At 70.9% G+C, this 16,560-nt stretch carries 17 protein-coding genes; all 17 read left to right on the forward strand.

Translation table 11 applies throughout. The annotated features are described in order from the left end of the window. The first annotated feature begins 38 nt into the window (after nucleotides 1–38). The 17 genes from purD to H6693_00475 all read left to right on the forward strand — a co-directional run bounded on the left by purD (nucleotide 39) and on the right by H6693_00475 (nucleotide 16,532). Nucleotides 39–1,361: a phosphoribosylamine--glycine ligase gene (gene purD, locus H6693_00395; GenBank protein ID MCB9514636.1), complete on the forward strand. Its 1,323-nt coding sequence runs from the start codon at nucleotides 39–41 to the stop codon at nucleotides 1,359–1,361. Further along, nucleotides 1,358–1,816, forward strand: coding sequence for a 5-(carboxyamino)imidazole ribonucleotide mutase (gene purE / locus H6693_00400; protein MCB9514637.1), 459 nt, complete (start codon nucleotides 1,358–1,360; stop codon nucleotides 1,814–1,816). Before purD ends, purE begins: the two co-directional genes overlap by 4 nt. 1 nt (nucleotide 1,817) lies before the next feature. Next, nucleotides 1,818–2,468, forward strand: coding sequence for an L-threonylcarbamoyladenylate synthase (locus tag H6693_00405; protein ID MCB9514638.1), 651 nt, complete (start codon nucleotides 1,818–1,820; stop codon nucleotides 2,466–2,468). A gap of 21 nt (nucleotides 2,469–2,489) precedes the next feature. After that, a complete protein-coding gene (locus H6693_00410) occupies nucleotides 2,490–2,945 on the forward strand; it encodes a low molecular weight protein arginine phosphatase (GenBank protein MCB9514639.1) in 456 nt (151 codons plus the stop codon). Nucleotides 2,946–2,975: 30 nt separating this feature from the next. Next, nucleotides 2,976–3,917, forward strand: coding sequence for a branched-chain amino acid transaminase (locus tag H6693_00415; GenBank protein MCB9514640.1), 942 nt, complete (start codon nucleotides 2,976–2,978; stop codon nucleotides 3,915–3,917). Beyond that, nucleotides 3,917–4,378, forward strand: coding sequence for a ribose 5-phosphate isomerase B (gene rpiB / locus H6693_00420; protein MCB9514641.1), 462 nt, complete (start codon nucleotides 3,917–3,919; stop codon nucleotides 4,376–4,378). The genes H6693_00415 and rpiB overlap by 1 nt, the downstream gene beginning before the upstream one ends. A gap of 42 nt (nucleotides 4,379–4,420) precedes the next feature. Continuing rightward, nucleotides 4,421–5,698: a serine hydroxymethyltransferase gene (locus H6693_00425; protein MCB9514642.1), complete on the forward strand. Its 1,278-nt coding sequence runs from the start codon at nucleotides 4,421–4,423 to the stop codon at nucleotides 5,696–5,698. 48 nt (nucleotides 5,699–5,746) lie between these two features. Continuing rightward, nucleotides 5,747–6,223, forward strand: a complete 477-nt coding sequence (nrdR, locus tag H6693_00430) for a transcriptional repressor NrdR (GenBank protein MCB9514643.1) — start codon at nucleotides 5,747–5,749, stop codon at nucleotides 6,221–6,223. Further along, nucleotides 6,220–7,128, forward strand: a complete 909-nt coding sequence (locus H6693_00435) for a hypothetical protein (protein ID MCB9514644.1) — start codon at nucleotides 6,220–6,222, stop codon at nucleotides 7,126–7,128. Before nrdR ends, H6693_00435 begins: the two co-directional genes overlap by 4 nt. After that, a complete protein-coding gene (gene tatC, locus H6693_00440) occupies nucleotides 7,128–7,904 on the forward strand; it encodes a twin-arginine translocase subunit TatC (protein MCB9514645.1) in 777 nt (258 codons plus the stop codon). Before H6693_00435 ends, tatC begins: the two co-directional genes overlap by 1 nt. A 60-nt stretch (nucleotides 7,905–7,964) precedes the next feature. Next, the gene (locus tag H6693_00445; protein ID MCB9514646.1) at nucleotides 7,965–8,960 is read left to right on the forward strand and encodes a polyprenyl synthetase family protein; all 996 of its coding nucleotides are present in this window, start codon (nucleotides 7,965–7,967) and stop codon (nucleotides 8,958–8,960) included. Then, complete coding sequence (gene rsfS, locus H6693_00450; protein MCB9514647.1) at nucleotides 8,960–9,355, forward strand: ribosome silencing factor; 396 nt, start codon at nucleotides 8,960–8,962, stop codon at nucleotides 9,353–9,355. Before H6693_00445 ends, rsfS begins: the two co-directional genes overlap by 1 nt. Next, nucleotides 9,352–11,022, forward strand: coding sequence for an arginine--tRNA ligase (locus H6693_00455; protein ID MCB9514648.1), 1,671 nt, complete (start codon nucleotides 9,352–9,354; stop codon nucleotides 11,020–11,022). The genes rsfS and H6693_00455 overlap by 4 nt, the downstream gene beginning before the upstream one ends. Nucleotides 11,023–11,062: 40 nt before the next feature. Continuing rightward, nucleotides 11,063–11,989, forward strand: a complete 927-nt coding sequence (locus tag H6693_00460; GenBank protein ID MCB9514649.1) for a sugar kinase — start codon at nucleotides 11,063–11,065, stop codon at nucleotides 11,987–11,989. A 105-nt stretch (nucleotides 11,990–12,094) separates the two neighbouring features. Continuing rightward, complete coding sequence (locus H6693_00465; protein ID MCB9514650.1) at nucleotides 12,095–12,907, forward strand: hypothetical protein; 813 nt, start codon at nucleotides 12,095–12,097, stop codon at nucleotides 12,905–12,907. A 277-nt stretch (nucleotides 12,908–13,184) separates the two neighbouring features. After that, the gene (locus H6693_00470) at nucleotides 13,185–14,489 is read left to right on the forward strand and encodes an HD-GYP domain-containing protein (protein ID MCB9514651.1); all 1,305 of its coding nucleotides are present in this window, start codon (nucleotides 13,185–13,187) and stop codon (nucleotides 14,487–14,489) included. 114 nt (nucleotides 14,490–14,603) lie between these two features. Continuing rightward, complete coding sequence (locus tag H6693_00475) at nucleotides 14,604–16,532, forward strand: T9SS type A sorting domain-containing protein (GenBank protein ID MCB9514652.1); 1,929 nt, start codon at nucleotides 14,604–14,606, stop codon at nucleotides 16,530–16,532. Nucleotides 16,533–16,560: the final 28 nt, after the last annotated feature.

Genomic DNA, 16,560 nt, shown 5'->3' on the forward strand with positions numbered 1-16,560 from the left:
CGCGGTAGATTTGCAATCCAGCAAGGAAAGGATTACCCGTGCGCGTCATCGTCATCGGTTCCGGCGGCAGGGAGCATGCGCTCGCCTGGCGTCTGGCGCAGTCTCCCTCGGTGGAGCGGGTCCAGGTCTGGCCCGGCAACGGGGGCACGGCCCGGGCGGGGTGGAGCCTCGACGCGTCGGACCTGCGCGCGGACGGACCCGTAAGCGCCCAGGCCGCCGCTCTGGCGGCCCTCGGCCCCGACCTCGTGGTGATCGGCCCCGAGGCCCCCCTCGTCGCGGGGCTGGCCGATGCGTTGCGCGCCGCGGGCGTCCCCGCCTTCGGCCCCGGCGCCAACGGCGCCCGCCTCGAGGGATCCAAGGTCCACGCCAAGGCCTTCTGCCAGCGCCACGGCCTGCCGACCGCCGCAGCGCGCGAGGTGGACGACCCCGCCGGCCTGGAGGCGGCCCTCGACGCGCTCGCCCCGGCGGGCGACGGCCGGGTGGTGCTCAAGGCCGACGGCCTCGCCGCCGGCAAGGGCGTGCTGCTGCCGTCCACCCGCGCCGAGGCGCTGGCCGCGGGACGCGAGCTGCTCGCCGGCGAGACCCTGGGCGGCGCGGGCCGTCGCCTGCTGGTGGAGGAGCGGCTCGAGGGCTACGAGCTGTCCCTGCTCGCCGTCTGCGACGGCCACCGCTTCGCCCTGCTGCCCGCCAGCCAGGACCACAAGCGCGCGGGCGCCGGCGATCTGGGCCCCAACACCGGCGGCATGGGCGCCTACAGCCCCGTGGCGGAGCTGCCCGAGGGCGAACTGCTGCCCGTCGCCGAGGGGATCTTCCGCGCCACCCTGGACGGCCTCGCCGCCGAGGGCGTGGACTACCGCGGCGTGCTCTACGCCGGGCTGATGATGACGCCGGCCGGCCCCCGCGTCCTCGAGTTCAACTGCCGCTTCGGCGATCCCGAGACGCAGGCCGTGCTGCCGCGCCTGGCGGCGGACTGCGACTTCGGCCGCCTGCTCGCCGGCGCCGCCGCCGGCGCGATGGAACTGCCGGCGACGGGGCTGCCGCTGCGGCCCGAGGCCAGCCTCACCGTGGTGCTGGCGTCCGAGGGCTATCCCGGCAGCTACGCGACGGGGCTGCCCATCGAGGGCCTCGACGCCCCCGCCGACAACGACGACTGCTGGGTCTTCCACGCGGGCACGCGCCTCGACGGCGAGCGCCTGCTCACGTCGGGAGGCCGCGTGCTGGCGGTCACCGCCCTCGGGCGCGATCTCCAGCAGGCCGCCGACCGCTGCTATCGACGCGTGGACGGCATCCGCTTCGCGAACCGTTACCTGCGCCGGGACATCGGCTGGCGCGCCCTCTCCCGAGCCGGAGGTCGGACATGAGCAACGCGCGCGTGGGCATCATCCTCGGCAGCGCATCGGACAAGGACACCCTCGCCCCCTGCGAGGAAACGCTGGCCAAGCTGGGCATCCCCTCGGAGAGCCTGGTGGCCAGCGCGCACCGCAATCCCGAGCGCGTGGCCGAATGGGCGCGCACGGCGCGGGACCGCGGGCTCCAGGTTCTGATCGCGATCGCGGGGCTGAGCGCCGCGCTGCCCGGCGTGGTGGCGGCGCACAGCACGCTGCCCGTGATCGGCGTCCCCGTGCAGGCCGGCGCGCTGTCCGGCGTGGACGCCCTGCTCTCCATGGTTCAGATGCCCCGCGGCATCCCCGTGGCCACCGTGGCCATCGGGCGCGGCGGGGCGGTGAACGCCGCGCTCCTGGCCGCGGCGATCCTGGGTGTCAGCGATGACGCGATCGCGGCCAAGCTGGTCAGTTACAGGGAGGAATGGAGCTGAGATGAAGGATCACTCGATCTCCGTCCACGAGCGGCGGGCACTGCTGGAGGCGACCCGCGCGCTGGTCATGGGGCATGTGGCCGTGCTGCCCACGGACACGCTCTACGGGCTGCACGGCCTGGCGACCTCGCCCGGGATCGTCGACAAGATCGCGCGCCTCAAGGGCTACGAGTCGCCGGGCCGGCCGTTCATCCTGCTGGCCCCCGACACGGCCTGCATCGAGCGCTATGCGGAGCTGGACGCGGAACAGCGCGGCCACGTGGACGCCAACCGCGATCGTCCCATCACGTTCATTTTCAAGGCCTTGCCGGCGACACCTCGAGCCTGGACGAGCCTGGGCGAGGACGACGCGCCGCGCGTCGCCTTCCGCCTGCCCGAGACGCCTTTCCTCAAGGAGCTGCTCGGCTGCCTGGAGGCGCCCCTGCTTTCCACCAGCGTGAATCGGGCGGGCGAGCCGCCTCTTGAAAGCGCGGAGGAAATTGTTAAGCTGTTTGGGGACAACGTCGATCTCGTGGTCGCCGACTCCGAGCTGGAGCTGCGGGTCGCCGAGGAGGGGGCCCTGCCCTCGACCCTGGTGGACCTGACCTGCCGGCCGCCGAAGGTACTGCGGGAGGGCCGGACCCCTTTCGTCCTGACGATGGGGGCCACGTGATGTGAGACCCGGAAGGACAACATGGCGGCGCTGCGCGTGCTCTTCGTGTGTACCGGCAACATCTGTCGCAGCCCCATGGCCGAGGGTCTCGCCCGTCACCACGCCGCCGCGCTGGGGCATGCTCTGGACTGTGCCTCCGCGGGGCTGATCGCCCGCAACGGGCTCGCCGCCAGCGACAACGGCGTGCGCACCCTGCGCGAGCGGGGGATCGACATCAGCGGGCACCAGGCCCAGCGACTGAACGGTGAGCTGGTGGCCTGGGCCGACGTGATCGTGGCCATGGAGGAGGAACACCGCCTGGCCGTCCAGGAGTACCCCGCAGCAGCACTGAAGTCCGTGGTCTTGCTCAGCGAGTGGGCGGGAGCGCCGCGTCTGGGGCCGGGGATCGCCGACCCCATCGGCGGCAGTCTCGCCGACTACGCCCGGACAGCCGACGAAATCGAGGCTTACATCAAGCGGGCCCTCGCGCGTCTCTAGCGCGCGCCGGCCCAGGCAAGGGAGGCGGCAATGCCGGTCAAGAAGGCCGACACGATTTGGATGAACGGGAAGCTCGTGCCCTGGGATGAGGCCAAGGTGCACGTCCTCAGCCATGTGCTTCACTACGGCAGCAGCGTCTTCGAGGGCATCCGGGTCTACAAGACGCCGGACGGGCCGGCGGTCTTCCGCCTCGACGAGCACGTTCGGCGCCTGCTCGAGTCCGCGAAGATCTACCGCATGCAGGTGCCCTACGACTTCGCGGCCCTGCGCGAGGCCATGCTGGAGACCGTCACGGTCAACGGCCTCGAGGAGTGCTACATCCGCCCGCTGGTCTACCGCGGCTACGGCGAGGTGGGCGTGAACCCGAAGGGTTGCCCGATCGACGTGGCCATCGCCGTCTGGGAGTGGGGCAAGTACCTCGGCCCGGAGGCGCTGGAGCAGGGCGTGGACGTCTGCGTCGCCAGCTGGAACCGCAGCGCGCCGAACACCATGCCCAACATGGCCAAGGCCGGCAGCAACTACATGAACAGCCAGCTCATCAAGATGGAGGCCATCACCAACGGCTACGTCGAGGGCATCGGCCTCGACGTGAACGGCTACGTCAGCGAGGGCAGCGGCGAGAACCTCTTCCTCGTGCGCGACGGCGTCGTCTGGACCACGCCGATGGCGGGCTCGATCCTGGTGGGCATCACGCGGAACACCATCATCACGCTGCTGAAGGAGCTGGGCTACACGGTGCGGGAGGAGACCATCGCGCGTGAGATGCTCTACATCGCCGACGAGGTCTTCTTCACGGGTTCGGCGTCCGAGGTGACGCCCATCCGCAGCATCGACCGGATCACCGTCGGCAGCGGCAGCCGCGGGCCGGTGGCGAAGCAGCTCCAGGAGCGCTTCTTCGGCATGTTCAACGGCCGCTACGAGGACCGCTACGGCTGGCTGACTCCGGTCAAGCCGGCGCCCGTGGAGGGCTAGTGCGCCTCGCCGTCGCCACCGACCACCGCGGGGTGGCGCTCAAGGACGCTCTCGTGGCCTGCCTCCGTGAGGCGGGCCACGAGGTCGACGACCTCGGCAGCCACGGCGCGGCGTCGGTGGACTACCCCGACTTCGCCATCGCGGTGGCCGAGCGCGTGGCCGCCGGGCGCGCCGAGCGCGGCGTGCTGGTCTGCGGCACGGGCATCGGCATGTCGATCGCGGCCAACAAGGTGCAGGGCGCGCGCGCGGCCCTCGTCTACGACGAAGACGCCGTGCGCCTGTCCCGCGAGCACAACGACGCGAACATCCTCGTCCTGCCCGGCAACTGGCTCGAGTCAGGCCGCGCCTGCGAGTGGCTGCGGCTCTGGCTCGCGACGCCCTTCGCGGGCGGCCGCCACGAACGCCGCGTGGGACGCATCACGAACTACGAACGGGACCGGCAGGACGAGCCGCGGCGCTGAGCCGGGCCGGCCGTCCCGAGGGAGGTCGAAGGCGTGGACTGGATGCAGTGGGAGCAGGTGGCGAAGGCCGATCCGGAGCTGCACGCCACCCTGATCGGCGAACTGCGCCGTCAGGAGGAGGGGCTCGAGATGATCGCCTCGGAGAACTTCGTCTCTCCGGCGGTGCTCGAGGCCATGGGCTCCGTGCTCACCAACAAGTACGCCGAGGGCTATCCCGGCAAGCGCTACTACGGCGGCTGCGAGATCGTCGACGAGGCCGAGCGCCTCGCCCGCGAGCGGGCGCGCGAGCTCTTCGGCGCCGAGCGCGCCAACGTGCAGCCGCACTCGGGGACGCAGGCGAACATCACCGCCTACATGGCCTTTCTCGAGCCCGGCGACACGATCATGGGCCTGGACCTCTCGCACGGCGGGCACCTGAGCCACGGGCATCCGCTGAACTTTTCCGGCCGCTTCTTCAAGGTGGTCTCCTACGGCGTGAAGGAGGGCGAGGAGACGCTCGATTACGACGCCATGGCCGAGACCGCCCGCCGCGAGAAGCCCAAGCTCATCATGTGCGGCGCGAGCGCCTATCCGCGCTTCATCGACTTCGCCCGCTTCCGCGCGGTGGCCGACGAGGTGGGCGCCGTGCTGGTGGTTGACATGGCGCACATCGCGGGCCTGGTGGCCGGCGGCGCGCACCCGAGCCCCGTGCCCTACGCGGACGTCGTGACCAGCACCACGCACAAGACGCTCCGCGGTCCCCGCGGCGGGTTGATCCTGGAGAAGGCGGAACACGTCAACGTCATCAACAAGGTCAACTTCCCGGGCAACCAGGGCGGACCCTTCATGCACATCATCGCGGCGAAGGCCGTCTGCTTCGGCGAGGCGCTGAAGCCCGGCTTCAAGGACTACGCCGCGCGCGTGGTGGCGAACGCGCAGGTGCTCGCGCGCACGCTTCTCGACCGCGGCTACACGCTCGTCTCCGGCGGCACGGACAATCACCTGCTGCTGATCAACTTCCGCGGCATGGCGATCACCGGCCAGGACGCGGAGTCGGCGCTGGAGCGCGCGGGCATCACCGTCAACAAGAACACGGTGCCCTTCGAGGAGCGCAGTCCCTTCGTCACCAGCGGGGTTCGCGTCGGCAGCGCCGCGCTGACCACGCGCGGCCTCGGCGAGGCGGAGTTCCGCGAGGTGGGCGGTCTGATCGCCGACGTGCTGGACGCGCAGGGCGCGTCCGACGCCGCGCGCGAGGACCGCGAGCGCCGGGCGAAGGCGCGCACGCGGGAGCTGGCGGCCAGCTTCCCGCTCTACGCGGCGGGCAGCCGCGCCGTCTGGTAGCCACGGGGCGTCGCCGCGAGGCGTGACGTCCGCGCCGGGAGGATATCGGTGAAGTGCCCCTTCTGCTCGCACAAGGAAGACCGCGTCGTGGACTCGCGGAGCACCCGCGACGATGAGGCCGTGCGCCGCCGCCGCGAGTGCCTGGGCTGCGGCGCGCGCTACACCACCTACGAGTACGTGGAGCGCAGTCCCGTCACCGTGGTCAAGGCCGACGGCCGCCGCGTGTCCTTCGACCGCGAGAAGATCCTCCACGGCCTGCTGCGGGCCTGCGAGAAGCGGCCGGTGTCGCGCGAATCGCTCGAGCAGCTGGTGGAGGACGTCGAGCGCGACGTGGTCTACGCCAGCCTCGGCGGCGAGCTGACCTCGCAGGCCATCGGCGAGGCCGTGATGGAGCGCCTGGCGGCCCTGGACGAGGTGGCCTACGTGCGCTTCGCGTCCGTCTACCGGCGTTTCGCCGATCTCAGCCACTTCTCCGCCGAGCTCAACCGGCTTCTCGATCAACGTGACCAGGAGGGAAAACGATGATCCGCGCGCGCCTGTCCCCGCTTCCGTACCTGGCGCTCGTCGCCCTGCTCGCGCTCGCTCCGCTCGGCTGCGGCGGCGGCGCGGGGGGCGGCGTGGCGATGCAGACGGCCGCCACCGGCGAGGTGCTCAGCTTCGCATTCACGCCAGTGGAACCGATGCGCTTCAGCGTCGACTTCAGCAGCGAGTCCGAGTTCCACGGCACGGCCTACATCGCCAGCATCCGCTACAGCTGGAGCGCGCGCGACTGGAAGCAGGAGGGCGAGGCCTGGACCTGTGACGTCACCTTCAGCGACATCAAGGCGGCCATGCGCAGCGGCAGCGGCATCGGCATGGAGCCGATCGAGGGCTTCGACCAGCTCGAGGGCTTCACCACGCGCTACCGCAAGGACGGCAAGGGCTTCGAGCCCGTGCTCGAGCCCGCGCGCGACGGCGAGTTCATGGGCATGTTCCGTCAGCTCCAGGCCGGCCTCGCGCCGCTGGACTTCAAGACGCCGCCGTCGCCCGTCAGCGTCGGCCAGAGCTGGCAGGAAACGGCCAACGACGGCTCGCTGGGCCAGCTGCGGACCGTGATGCAGGATTCGGTCACCACCGTGCGCTACCTGCGCGACGAGACCTTCGCCGGCCGCGACTGCGCCCGCCTGGGCTTCGAAGGCAAGATCCCGCTGGACGGCGAACTCACCGCCGACCAGGGGCCCATGGCCGGCAGCCGCGCGCGGGTCAGCGGCAAGATCGAGAGCCAGGGCGACAACCTGTACGACAAGGCGCGCGGCTTCATGCTCTCGGTCGAGGGCAAGTCCAAGGTGATCATCAACCAGCGCGAGCTGGACGAGCGCGGCAAGCCCAAGGGGGCGGAGCAGAGCCTCGTGCAGAACCTCAGCTTCAAGATCAAGTACACCGGCGATTGATGGCCGCCAGCTCCAGCGAGCGCGACAGCCTGCCGCGCATGCCCTTCCTCCAGCATCTGGAGGCGCTGCGTTCGGTGCTCATCACCGCGCTGGTGGTGGTGGGCGTTGGCACGCTCGTGGCGTGGCCCTTCGCCGGGCGTCTGCTGGACTTCGTCATCCGCCTGTTGCCGGACGACATGCCCGCGCACGTCTTCGCGCCGGCCGAGGCCTTCCTCATCCGGCTCAAGGTGAGCGCGGCGGCGGGCCTCTTCGCGGGCGCCCCGATCGTGCTGTGGAAGGTCTGGTCCTTCCTCGCGCCGGCACTCTACCGCGCGGAGCGGCGGCGGGTGAGCGCGCTCTTCATCCTGTCGACGCTGCTCTTCTACGCCGGCACGGCGTTCGCCTATCTGGTGATCATCCCCATCACGATGGGCTACTTCTTTCGCCTGCTGACCGACAGCATGCAGATGACCATCGGCGTCACGCAGCTCTTCGGGGTGGTGGCCAAGCTCAGCGTGGCCTTCGGCGTGGTCTTCCAGCTGCCGCTGGTGATCTTCCTGCTCACCCTGCTGGGGCTGGTCTCGCCGCGCTGGCTGCTGGGGCAGTGGCGGGTGGCCATCGTGCTGATTCTCGTCTTCAGCGCGGTGCTCACGCCGCCGGACGTGGTCAGCCAGCTGCTGATGGCCGGGCCGCTCTTCCTGCTCTACCTGGTCAGCGCCGTCGTGGCGCTGCTCGTGGAGCGCCGGAAGCGTGAAGCGACGGACGGCGGCTCCGTTGACACCCCCGAGAACCTGTGATAATTTGCGTCCCGGCAGCCGCTTAGCCACTCACCTCGGCCCGGGACGCGCTGGAGTTCAATGAAGCCTGCCTTCCTCAAGGGCATCAAGCTGGGCAGCGCGCCGCTGCGCAGCGCCATGGACCGCGATCTGGCCCAGGTGGAGCGCCTGATCCGCGAGAGCCTGCGCTCGGACCTGCCCTTCATCGAGGGGCTGAACGAGACGGTCCTCGCGCCCCGCGGCAAGCGCCTGCGCCCGGCCCTGGTGCTGCTGGCCGCCGGGCGGCCGGGCGAGTCGTCAGGCGCCGTGCTGCTGGCCGGCGCGGTGGTGGAGATGATCCACACCGCCACGCTGCTGCACGACGACGTCGTGGACGGCAGCCTGCGGCGGCGGGGGCGTCCCACGCTGAACGCCGAGGTCGGCGACGGCGCCGCGATCCTCATGGGCGACTACGTCTACTCGCGCGCGATCACGCTGCTGGTGGAGGCCGAGCTGACCCAGGTGCTGGGACTGCTCGCCACCACGGTGCACCGCATGAGCGTGGGCGAGCTGCTGCAGCTCGACCTGCGGCGCAGCCGGCTGCTCTCCGAGGAGGCCTACCGTCACGTCATCTACGAGAAGACGGCCCGGCTGATCGAGGCCTGCTGCCAGAGCGGCGCGATCCTGTCGGGCGCGGACGCGCGGACCGTCACTGCCTTCGGCGACTTCGGGCGCAACGTGGGCATGGCCTTCCAGATCGTCGACGACGTCCTCGACTACGCCGCCGACCCCGACACCCTGGGCAAGCCCGTGGGCAGCGACATCGCCGAGGGCAAGCAGACCCTGCCGCTGCTGCTCGCCCACGCCGCGGCGCCGCCGGCGGAGCGCGCGCGGCTGGAGACGCTCCTGGCCGACACCAACGGCGGGCGCGAGGAGATCCTGAGCCTGGTGGATTCCCTGGGCGGCGCGCGGGCCGCGCTGGCCGAGGCGCGCCGCTACGGCGAGTCGGCGCGCGAGGCGCTGGGCCGTCTGCCCGCCGGCGAGGTGCGCGACGCCCTGGACGCCACCGTGGACTACGTCATCGAGCGCGAACTCTGATGAAGACAGGCACCGACAGCCACGCCCTGGCGCGGGAAGCCGCCCAGTTCGCCCTCGAGAAGAAGGCCGAGGACCTGCTCGTCCTCGACCTGCGCGGGCTGAGTCCCATCGCGGACTTCTTCGTGCTGGCCACGGGGCTGAGCGAGGCGCACGTCAAGTCCATCACCGACGGCGTGCGCGACGGCCTGCTCGAGAGCGAGCGCAAGGCCAAGCCCTGGCACATGGAGGGCTACGACACCCTGCGCTGGGTGCTGCTGGACTACGTCCACGTGGTGGTGCACGTCTTCCGCAGCGAGACGCGCGACTACTACGGCCTCGAGCGCTTCTGGGGCGACGCGCCCCGCGAGGAGATCGCCGACCCGCCCGCGCCCCCAGCGGGGAGGCCGCAGGCGTGAAGGAACGGCTGGCCGCCCTGCTGGCGGACTACTTCCGCACGCAGTTTCCCGCGCTGAACTGGGCCTTCGACGGCGGCGACCAGGGTCCGGCGGAGTTCGCCGTGCAGCCGCCGCGGGACGCCGCGCACGGCGATCTCGCGAGCAACGCCGCCATGGTGACGGCCAAGCTCTGCGGGCAGCCGCCGCGGGAGCTGGCCCTCGCGCTAGCGCGCTGGTGCGAGGAGCGTCTGCCGGGGCTGCGGGCCGAGGTGGCCGGGCCTGGCTTCCTCAACTTCCGGCTGCCCGTTGCGGCGCATCAGGACCTGGTGGCGCGCATCCTGGCGGCGGGCGCCGACTACGGGCGCAGCGAGGCCGGCGGTGGCCAGAAGGTCGACCTGGAGTTCGTCAGCGCGAATCCGACGGGTCCGCCGGTGGTGGTCAGCGCGCGGGCGGCGGCCTTCGGCTCCACGCTCGCCAACCTGCTCGCCTTCTCGGGCCACGCGGTCACGCGCGAGTACTACCTGAACGACGCCGGCTCGCAGGTGGACGCCCTGGGCGAGAGCCTGCGCGCGCGCTGGCGCGAGCTGCAGGGCGAGCCGCTGGCGCTGCCCGAGAACGGCTATCACGGGCTCTACGTCAAGGCGATGGCCGAGGCGCTGGATCCGTCCCAGGTGGCCGCCTGGGAGACGCTGCCCGCCGAGGCCCGGGGCCGGGCCTACGCCGAGCACGCGCTGGCCGGCATCGTCGAGAGCCTGCGCAGCGAGATGTCCCGCTTCCGCACGGACTTCGACGTGTGGTTCAGCGAGCGCAGCCTCCACGACGGCGGCAAGCTGGACGAGGCGCTGTCCCTCTTCGAGGCGAAGGGTCTCGTCTACGAGGCCGACGGCGCGCGCTGGTTCCGCTCCAGCGACTTCGGCGACGACAAGGACCGCGTCGTGCTGCGCAGCGACGGCCGCCCCACCTACTTCCTCGCGGACGCCGCCTACCACCTGGACAAGCTGCGGCGCGGCTACGACAAGGCGCTGAACGTGCTGGGGCCGGACCACCACGGGCACGTCGCCCGCATGCAGGCCATCGCCCAGGCCATCGGCGCGCCCGAGGGCTGGCTCGAGATCCTGCTGCTGCAGTGGGTCACGCTCGTGGAGAACGGCGAGACGGTGGCCATGAGCAAGCGCGCGGGCGAGTTCGTCACCATGGGCGATCTGGTGGACGACGTGGGCGTGGACGTCGCGCGCACCTACTTCCTCGCGCGGCGGCGGGACAGCCACCTGGAGTTCGACCTGGTGCAGGCCCGCGAGCAGAGCAGCAAGTCGCGCGTCTTCTACGCGCAGTACGCCACGGCGCGCATCGCGGGGATCCTGCGCAAGGCCGAGGAGGCGGGGCTGGACGCCGCCCCCGAGGGCGAGGACCTGGCGCGCCTGACCAGCGAGGAGGAGCTGGGCCTGATCCGGACGCTCGCCGAGTTCCCCGACCAGGTGGCCGGCGCCGCGGCGGCGCGCGAGCCGAACCGACTCTTCAACTACCTCAGCGACGTGGCCGCCGGCTTCCATCGCTTCTACCACGAGCGCCAGGTGGTGGGGGACGATGCGGCGCTGAGCCGCGCCCGGCTGGCCCTCTGCCGCGCCACGCGGCAGGTGCTGGCGAACGGGCTCGGCCTGATGGCCGTGGACGCGCCCGAGCGAATGTAGCGCGGCGCGCGGGGCGCGTCGCCGAGCCGAGGGAGACGGGATGAGCACGACCCGCCTGCTGGCCGTGGGCTCGCTGGCCTACGACGACATCGAGACGCCCGTGGCGGCCGGTCGAGGCCTCCTGGGCGGCAGCCTGTCGCACTTCAGCCTGGCCGCCGCCCTCGCGGGCGCCGCGCCGGTCCTGGTGGCCGTGGTGGGCGAGGACTTCCAGCACGAGCACCTCGAGCTGCTCGCCGCCCTGCCCGCGGACGTCAGCGGCGTGGCGCGCGCCAGCGGGAGCAGCTTCCGCTGGGGCGGCCGCTACGGCGAGGACTTCGTCGGCCGGGAGACGCTGTTCACCGAGCTGGGCGTCTTCGCCGACTTCGCCCCCGCGCTGGCGGACGAACACGCCGCCTGCGAGCTGGTCTTCCTGGCGAACATCGGGCCCTCGCTGCAGGCGCGGGTGCTGGACGCCGTCCGCTCGCCGCGGCTCACGGCCATGGACACCATGAACCTGTGGATTGACTCGGCCCTCGCGGATCTGCTGGCAGTGATCCGCCGCGTGGACCTGCTCTTCATCAACGACGAGGAGGCCCGCCAGCTCACGGGCGAGCGTTCGCTGCTGCGGGCGGGCCGCGCGCTGCTCGAGCTCGGCCCGCGCTACTGCGTGCTGAAGAAGGGCGAGCACGGCGTGCTGCTCTTCGCCGGCGACGCGGTCTATCCCTGTCCCTCCTACCCCGTGCATGCGCTGGTGGACCCCACCGGCGCCGGCGACGCCTTCGCGGGCGGGGTGATGGGCCATCTCGCGCGCGAAGGCCGCTGGGACCTGGACGCGCTGCGGCGCGCCCTCGTCACGGGCAGCGCCGTGGCCAGCTTCGCGGTGGAGGGACTCGGCACGGCGGGGCTCGCGGCCCGGCGGCCGGCCGACCTCGTCCGGCGCCGCGAAGACCTGCTGCGGCTGATGGCGCCGCCCCTCGCGGGCGGCTAGCATCCCTCGCAGGAATGTGATACGATAGGCCGCAGCCACACTCTTGCCACGACCCCTCAGCCCGGCAGCGACAACATGGCAGGCAACCCTATCAATATCAGTAACTTGGAGTCCATGGTGACGGGCCTGCGCGAAGTCGTGGGCTGCCGGATCGTCGTGGACGCGGGCGGGGAGATTTCGGACGTCTACGTCACGGCGATTTCCGACCGCGCGCCCAAGCAGATCGCCCGGGACGTGAACACCATCCTGCAGGTGAAGGGTGGCGTGGAGATCGACCACCGGAAGATCCAGGTCGCCCTCCTGGACCCCGCCGCGCACCGACCGGGCGCGACGGCCCCCGACGGGGAACTCCTGGTGGAGGCGGCGCCGGCGGAGGCGCTCGAGTCGCTGATCGTGGAGGAGGACGAGCAGCCCGCCCCCGAGCTCGAGCCCGAGCCCGACGTCCTGCTCGACGAGCCCGACGACGACGACTCGCTAGACTCCGGCGACTTCGAGGATCTGATGGCCCCGCGCGTGCTCTACGAGAAGCTCACGGTGACGCACGCCCAGGGGCGCGTCACCGCGTCGGTGGAGCTCAGCCGCGGCGACCGCGGTGCGGTGGGCGAGATGGAGGCGGCCGACACGCCCGACGGGCATCTGGCCGCCGTCATCCACGCCACGCTCGAGGCCCTGCTCATGCTCTTCGACACGGCGATGAACTTCGACACGCCCCGCTTCGACCGGCTGCGCTTCGGCCGCGAGGAGGTCCTCGTCGTGCACCTCGAGGCGGTGGAGGAGCGCGTGCTGTCCAGCTACAGCGGCTCCGCCGTGGTCCGGCAGGACCCCCGCCAGGCGGCCGTGCTCGCCACCCTGGCCGCCACGAACCGTCTCGTGGGGCGCTGGGTCCTGCGGGACGCGCTCGACTTCGACATCACCTAGTTTCCAGGCCAAACGGTCCCCAACGCCGACTCCCTTGCAGAAAGGGAACATTCGGTTGACACCCTTCCGGGTCCTGGTCAACCATGCTCTGCCGGTGCGATGACGGAGCAGCGAAGCGAAACCCTCCAGCGAAGCGAAACTCGAATCGAGCGCAACGCGAAGGAGGTACGCCATGTTCAAGCTCATCATCGATCTGTTCTTTGGCGATCTTTTACTGACCAAGACCTGGTGGTAGCCGCCGCATCGCACCGGCTTCAGCTCCGTCCGGGAGAGGGCAGTGGCCACATTTCTCAGCGGTCGTAGCCGCGCCTTCATCGCCTACTACTTCGGGGTCAGCCTGCTCGGCTACGTGGCGCTCTACTTCTGGTCCCAGGACCTGGACCCCCGGCGCTGGCTCGAGTACGCGATCTTCATCCTCCTGGTGGTCATCGCCGACCTGGTGAACGTGACGCTGCCGCACGGCGGCGCGTCGATCAGCGTCTCCACGCCGATCACCTTCGCGTCCATCGTGATCTTCGGGCCCTTTCCCGCCGCCTGGATGGAGGCGGTGAGCGCCATCGTGGTGGAGGGGCTGGTGAACCGCCGGCCGCTGGAGAAGATCTTCTTCAACGTGCCGGTGCTGGCGCTGTCCACGGGCGTGGCGGGCATGGCCTTCCAGGCGCTGCCCTACAGCGACCGGCTGACGAGCCCGCTCTTCCTGGTGCCGCTGGTGGTCTGCGGGATCGTCCACTGGCTGGTGAACACCACCCTCGTGAGCACGATCATCGGGCTGAGCGACGGCCGCAACCCGCTGCGCATCTGGCGCAGCAACTACTTCTGGAACCTGCGGCACCTGGTGGCCTTCGTGCCGCTGACGGCCATCATCATCCTCGTCTACCGCTTCACGGCGCCCTGGACGCTGGCGCTGTTCATCATCCCGCTGCTGCTCCTTCGCTACGCCTACCGCCTCTACCTGGACATGAAGGAGACGCACATCGCCACCCTGACCGCGCTCACCAGCGCGCTCGACGCCAAGGACGCCTACACCCACGGCCACTCCTACCGCGTGAGCCGCTACGCGCTGATGCTGGCGCGGGCGCTGGGCATCCCGTCCAAGCGCATGGAGCTGCTCGAGTACGCGGCCCTGCTGCACGACATCGGCAAGATCGGCGTGAGCGGCGACATCATCTCCAAGGACGGCAAGCTCACCGACGAGGAGTACCGCGCCATGAAGGCCCACCCGGCCATCGGCGCCAAGATCATCGAGCGGCTCAAGTTCCTCAACGAGTCGGCGCAGATCGTGAAGTACCACCACGAGCGGCCCGACGGCCGCGGCTATCCCGATGGCCTCAAGGGAGAGGAGATTCCCTTCGAGGCGCGCATCCTGCAGGTCTGCGACACGCTGGACGCCATGACCAGCACCCGCTCCTACCGCAAGGCCCGCTCGGTGGAGGAGGCCCTGGAGGAGTTCAAGCGCCACCGGGGCACGCAGTTCGATCCCGAGGTGGTGGACGCCCTCGTAGGCCTGCACGGCCGGGGCGAGCTGGTGCTCATCGGCGACGAGCTGCCGGTGGAGATCTACGACGCCCTCCAGGACTACTAGGCCCAACCTGCCAACAGGGCCCCGGAATCGCGGAATAGCACAATTCGTTCACTTTCCCGCGTCCTCCTGCTAGACTCTAGGCGACGACACGCCCCAGCAACCAAGGGGGTCCCCATGCGCGTCGCACACGTCCTCATCGCTACCGGTCTTCTCGCGGCCTCGGCGCCCGCCGGCGCCGACGTCATCACCTCCACCACGTCGGGCGGCTTCTGGAGCATCGGCAGCACCTGGGTGGGCGGCGTGCCCCCCGTCGCGACCGACGACGTGATCATCGCCGGCCCGGTGGCCGTCGGCGTCGCCACCGCGCCCTGCCACGCGCTCACCGTGCTGCCGGCCGGCGAGCTCACCAACGCCAACAACAGCCTGCGCAAGGTCTCGGCCAGCGGCGACGTCCTGAACCAGGGCACGCTGCGCGACAACATCTACGCCTTCGCGATCGAGGTGGGCGGGAGCATCGCGAACGAGGGTGACTGGCTGCTCGACGAGACCCGCATCACCGGCGCGGGCGATCGGTCCATCGCCATGGCGCCCGGCTCGGTGTTCTCCTCGAACCTGCATCCCGCGCCGGGCGCCGCGGGCAAGCTCTTCGCCACGACGCCGCTGGCCATCACCGGCAGCGTGGAGATGGGCGCCGTGCCGCTGGTTCTGGGGGCGAACTGCCCGCTCACCGTGGAGTTCGGCTTCATCGCGGGCGAGATCCGCGCGGCGGGCAACGCCGTCATCGGTCAGGGCAGCGCGGCCATCCTCGCGGCCTGCACGCTGGACCAGGCCGTCCTGGACGGCACGCTCAACGTCTATGGCAGCGACGTCGCCTTCACGGGCGGTCTGACGGTCCAGGGCGTGCTCGAGCCCTACGCCTCGGGGGGCTTCAACATTGCCCACGTCACCGGTACCCTGCTCAACCTGGGCGAGATCCGCAATGCGAGCGGGCAAGGGCTCTCCATCCTGCTCACCGGCGACCTCGTCAACAACGGCATCCTTGCCAACAGCCAAGTGGACTTCGTCTATGGCGGGCAGTACCACCTCAGCGCGGGCGGAAGTCCGCCGCTCGCCGTGAACCTCTTTCTTGCCGAGTTCGGGAGCGAGACGCTCTACGTCGACACGCCGGTCACCACGAGCGACCAGATCGGCGTGGGCGTCAGCACCGTGGTGCTGGGTGCCGGCTGCGACCTCACCCTCACGGGCTTCGGGACGATCTGGACCAGCTTCGACGGGCAACTCCTGGCGAACGGCAACACGCTCCGCCAGGTGGGCGCGAACTGCAGCCTGCTGCGGGTCGGGGTCGACAACGCCCGGCTTGCGGGCTATTTCACCATCGGCGCCAACACTCCTTTCACCGGCGGTGTCACCGTGGTGGACACCCTGGTCAACCGCGCGTTCAACAGCGTGAGCGCCGAGATGGTGGATCGCCTCGACAACGAGGGCCTGATCACCCAGAACGGCGGCGCCTTCACGGTGATCCTGCGCGCGGACGCGGAGAACCGCGGTGTCTGGAACAACGCGCGGGTGGAGGTCGACGGGGACGCCGACCAGTTCATCGGCGCCGGCGGCGGCATCGACGTGCCTCAGTTCGCGCTCTACGCGAACCTGCCCGCGGGGCCCTACCAGTGGACGCGGGACGGCGCGACGATTCCCGGCGCCACGTCGAGCACGCTGACCCTGGCCGGCGTGGGCGCCGCCGACTACGGGACCTATCGCTGCGAGGGCGCGGGCGGCGCGCTCTCGCGGCGCATCGTGATCGCGGAGTTCGCCGATCCCACCGCGGCCGGGGACGCGGCGCCCGCGCTGCGACTGGCCGGCAACCACCCGAATCCTTTCAATCCCAGCACGGAGTTCCGCTTCAGCCTGGCCGCCGCGGGTCCCGTGCGGCTCACGATCTACGACGCCGCCGGCCGCGAGGTGGCCAGGCCCGTGGATCGCGTGCTCGGCGCGGGCGAGCAGCAGGTGCGCTGGGCGCCGCGCGATCTGGGCTCGGGCGTCTACCTCTATCGCCTCGAGGCGGGCGGCGAGCTGCGCACGGGCAAGGCGACGCTGCTGAAGTAGGGCGTTGCTTTTGGACGCCCGATGGGCG

It is taken from the genome of Candidatus Latescibacterota bacterium, from assembly GCA_020633725.1.
In the GTDB taxonomy this organism is placed as follows: domain Bacteria; phylum Krumholzibacteriota; class Krumholzibacteriia; order JACNKJ01; family JACNKJ01; genus VGXI01.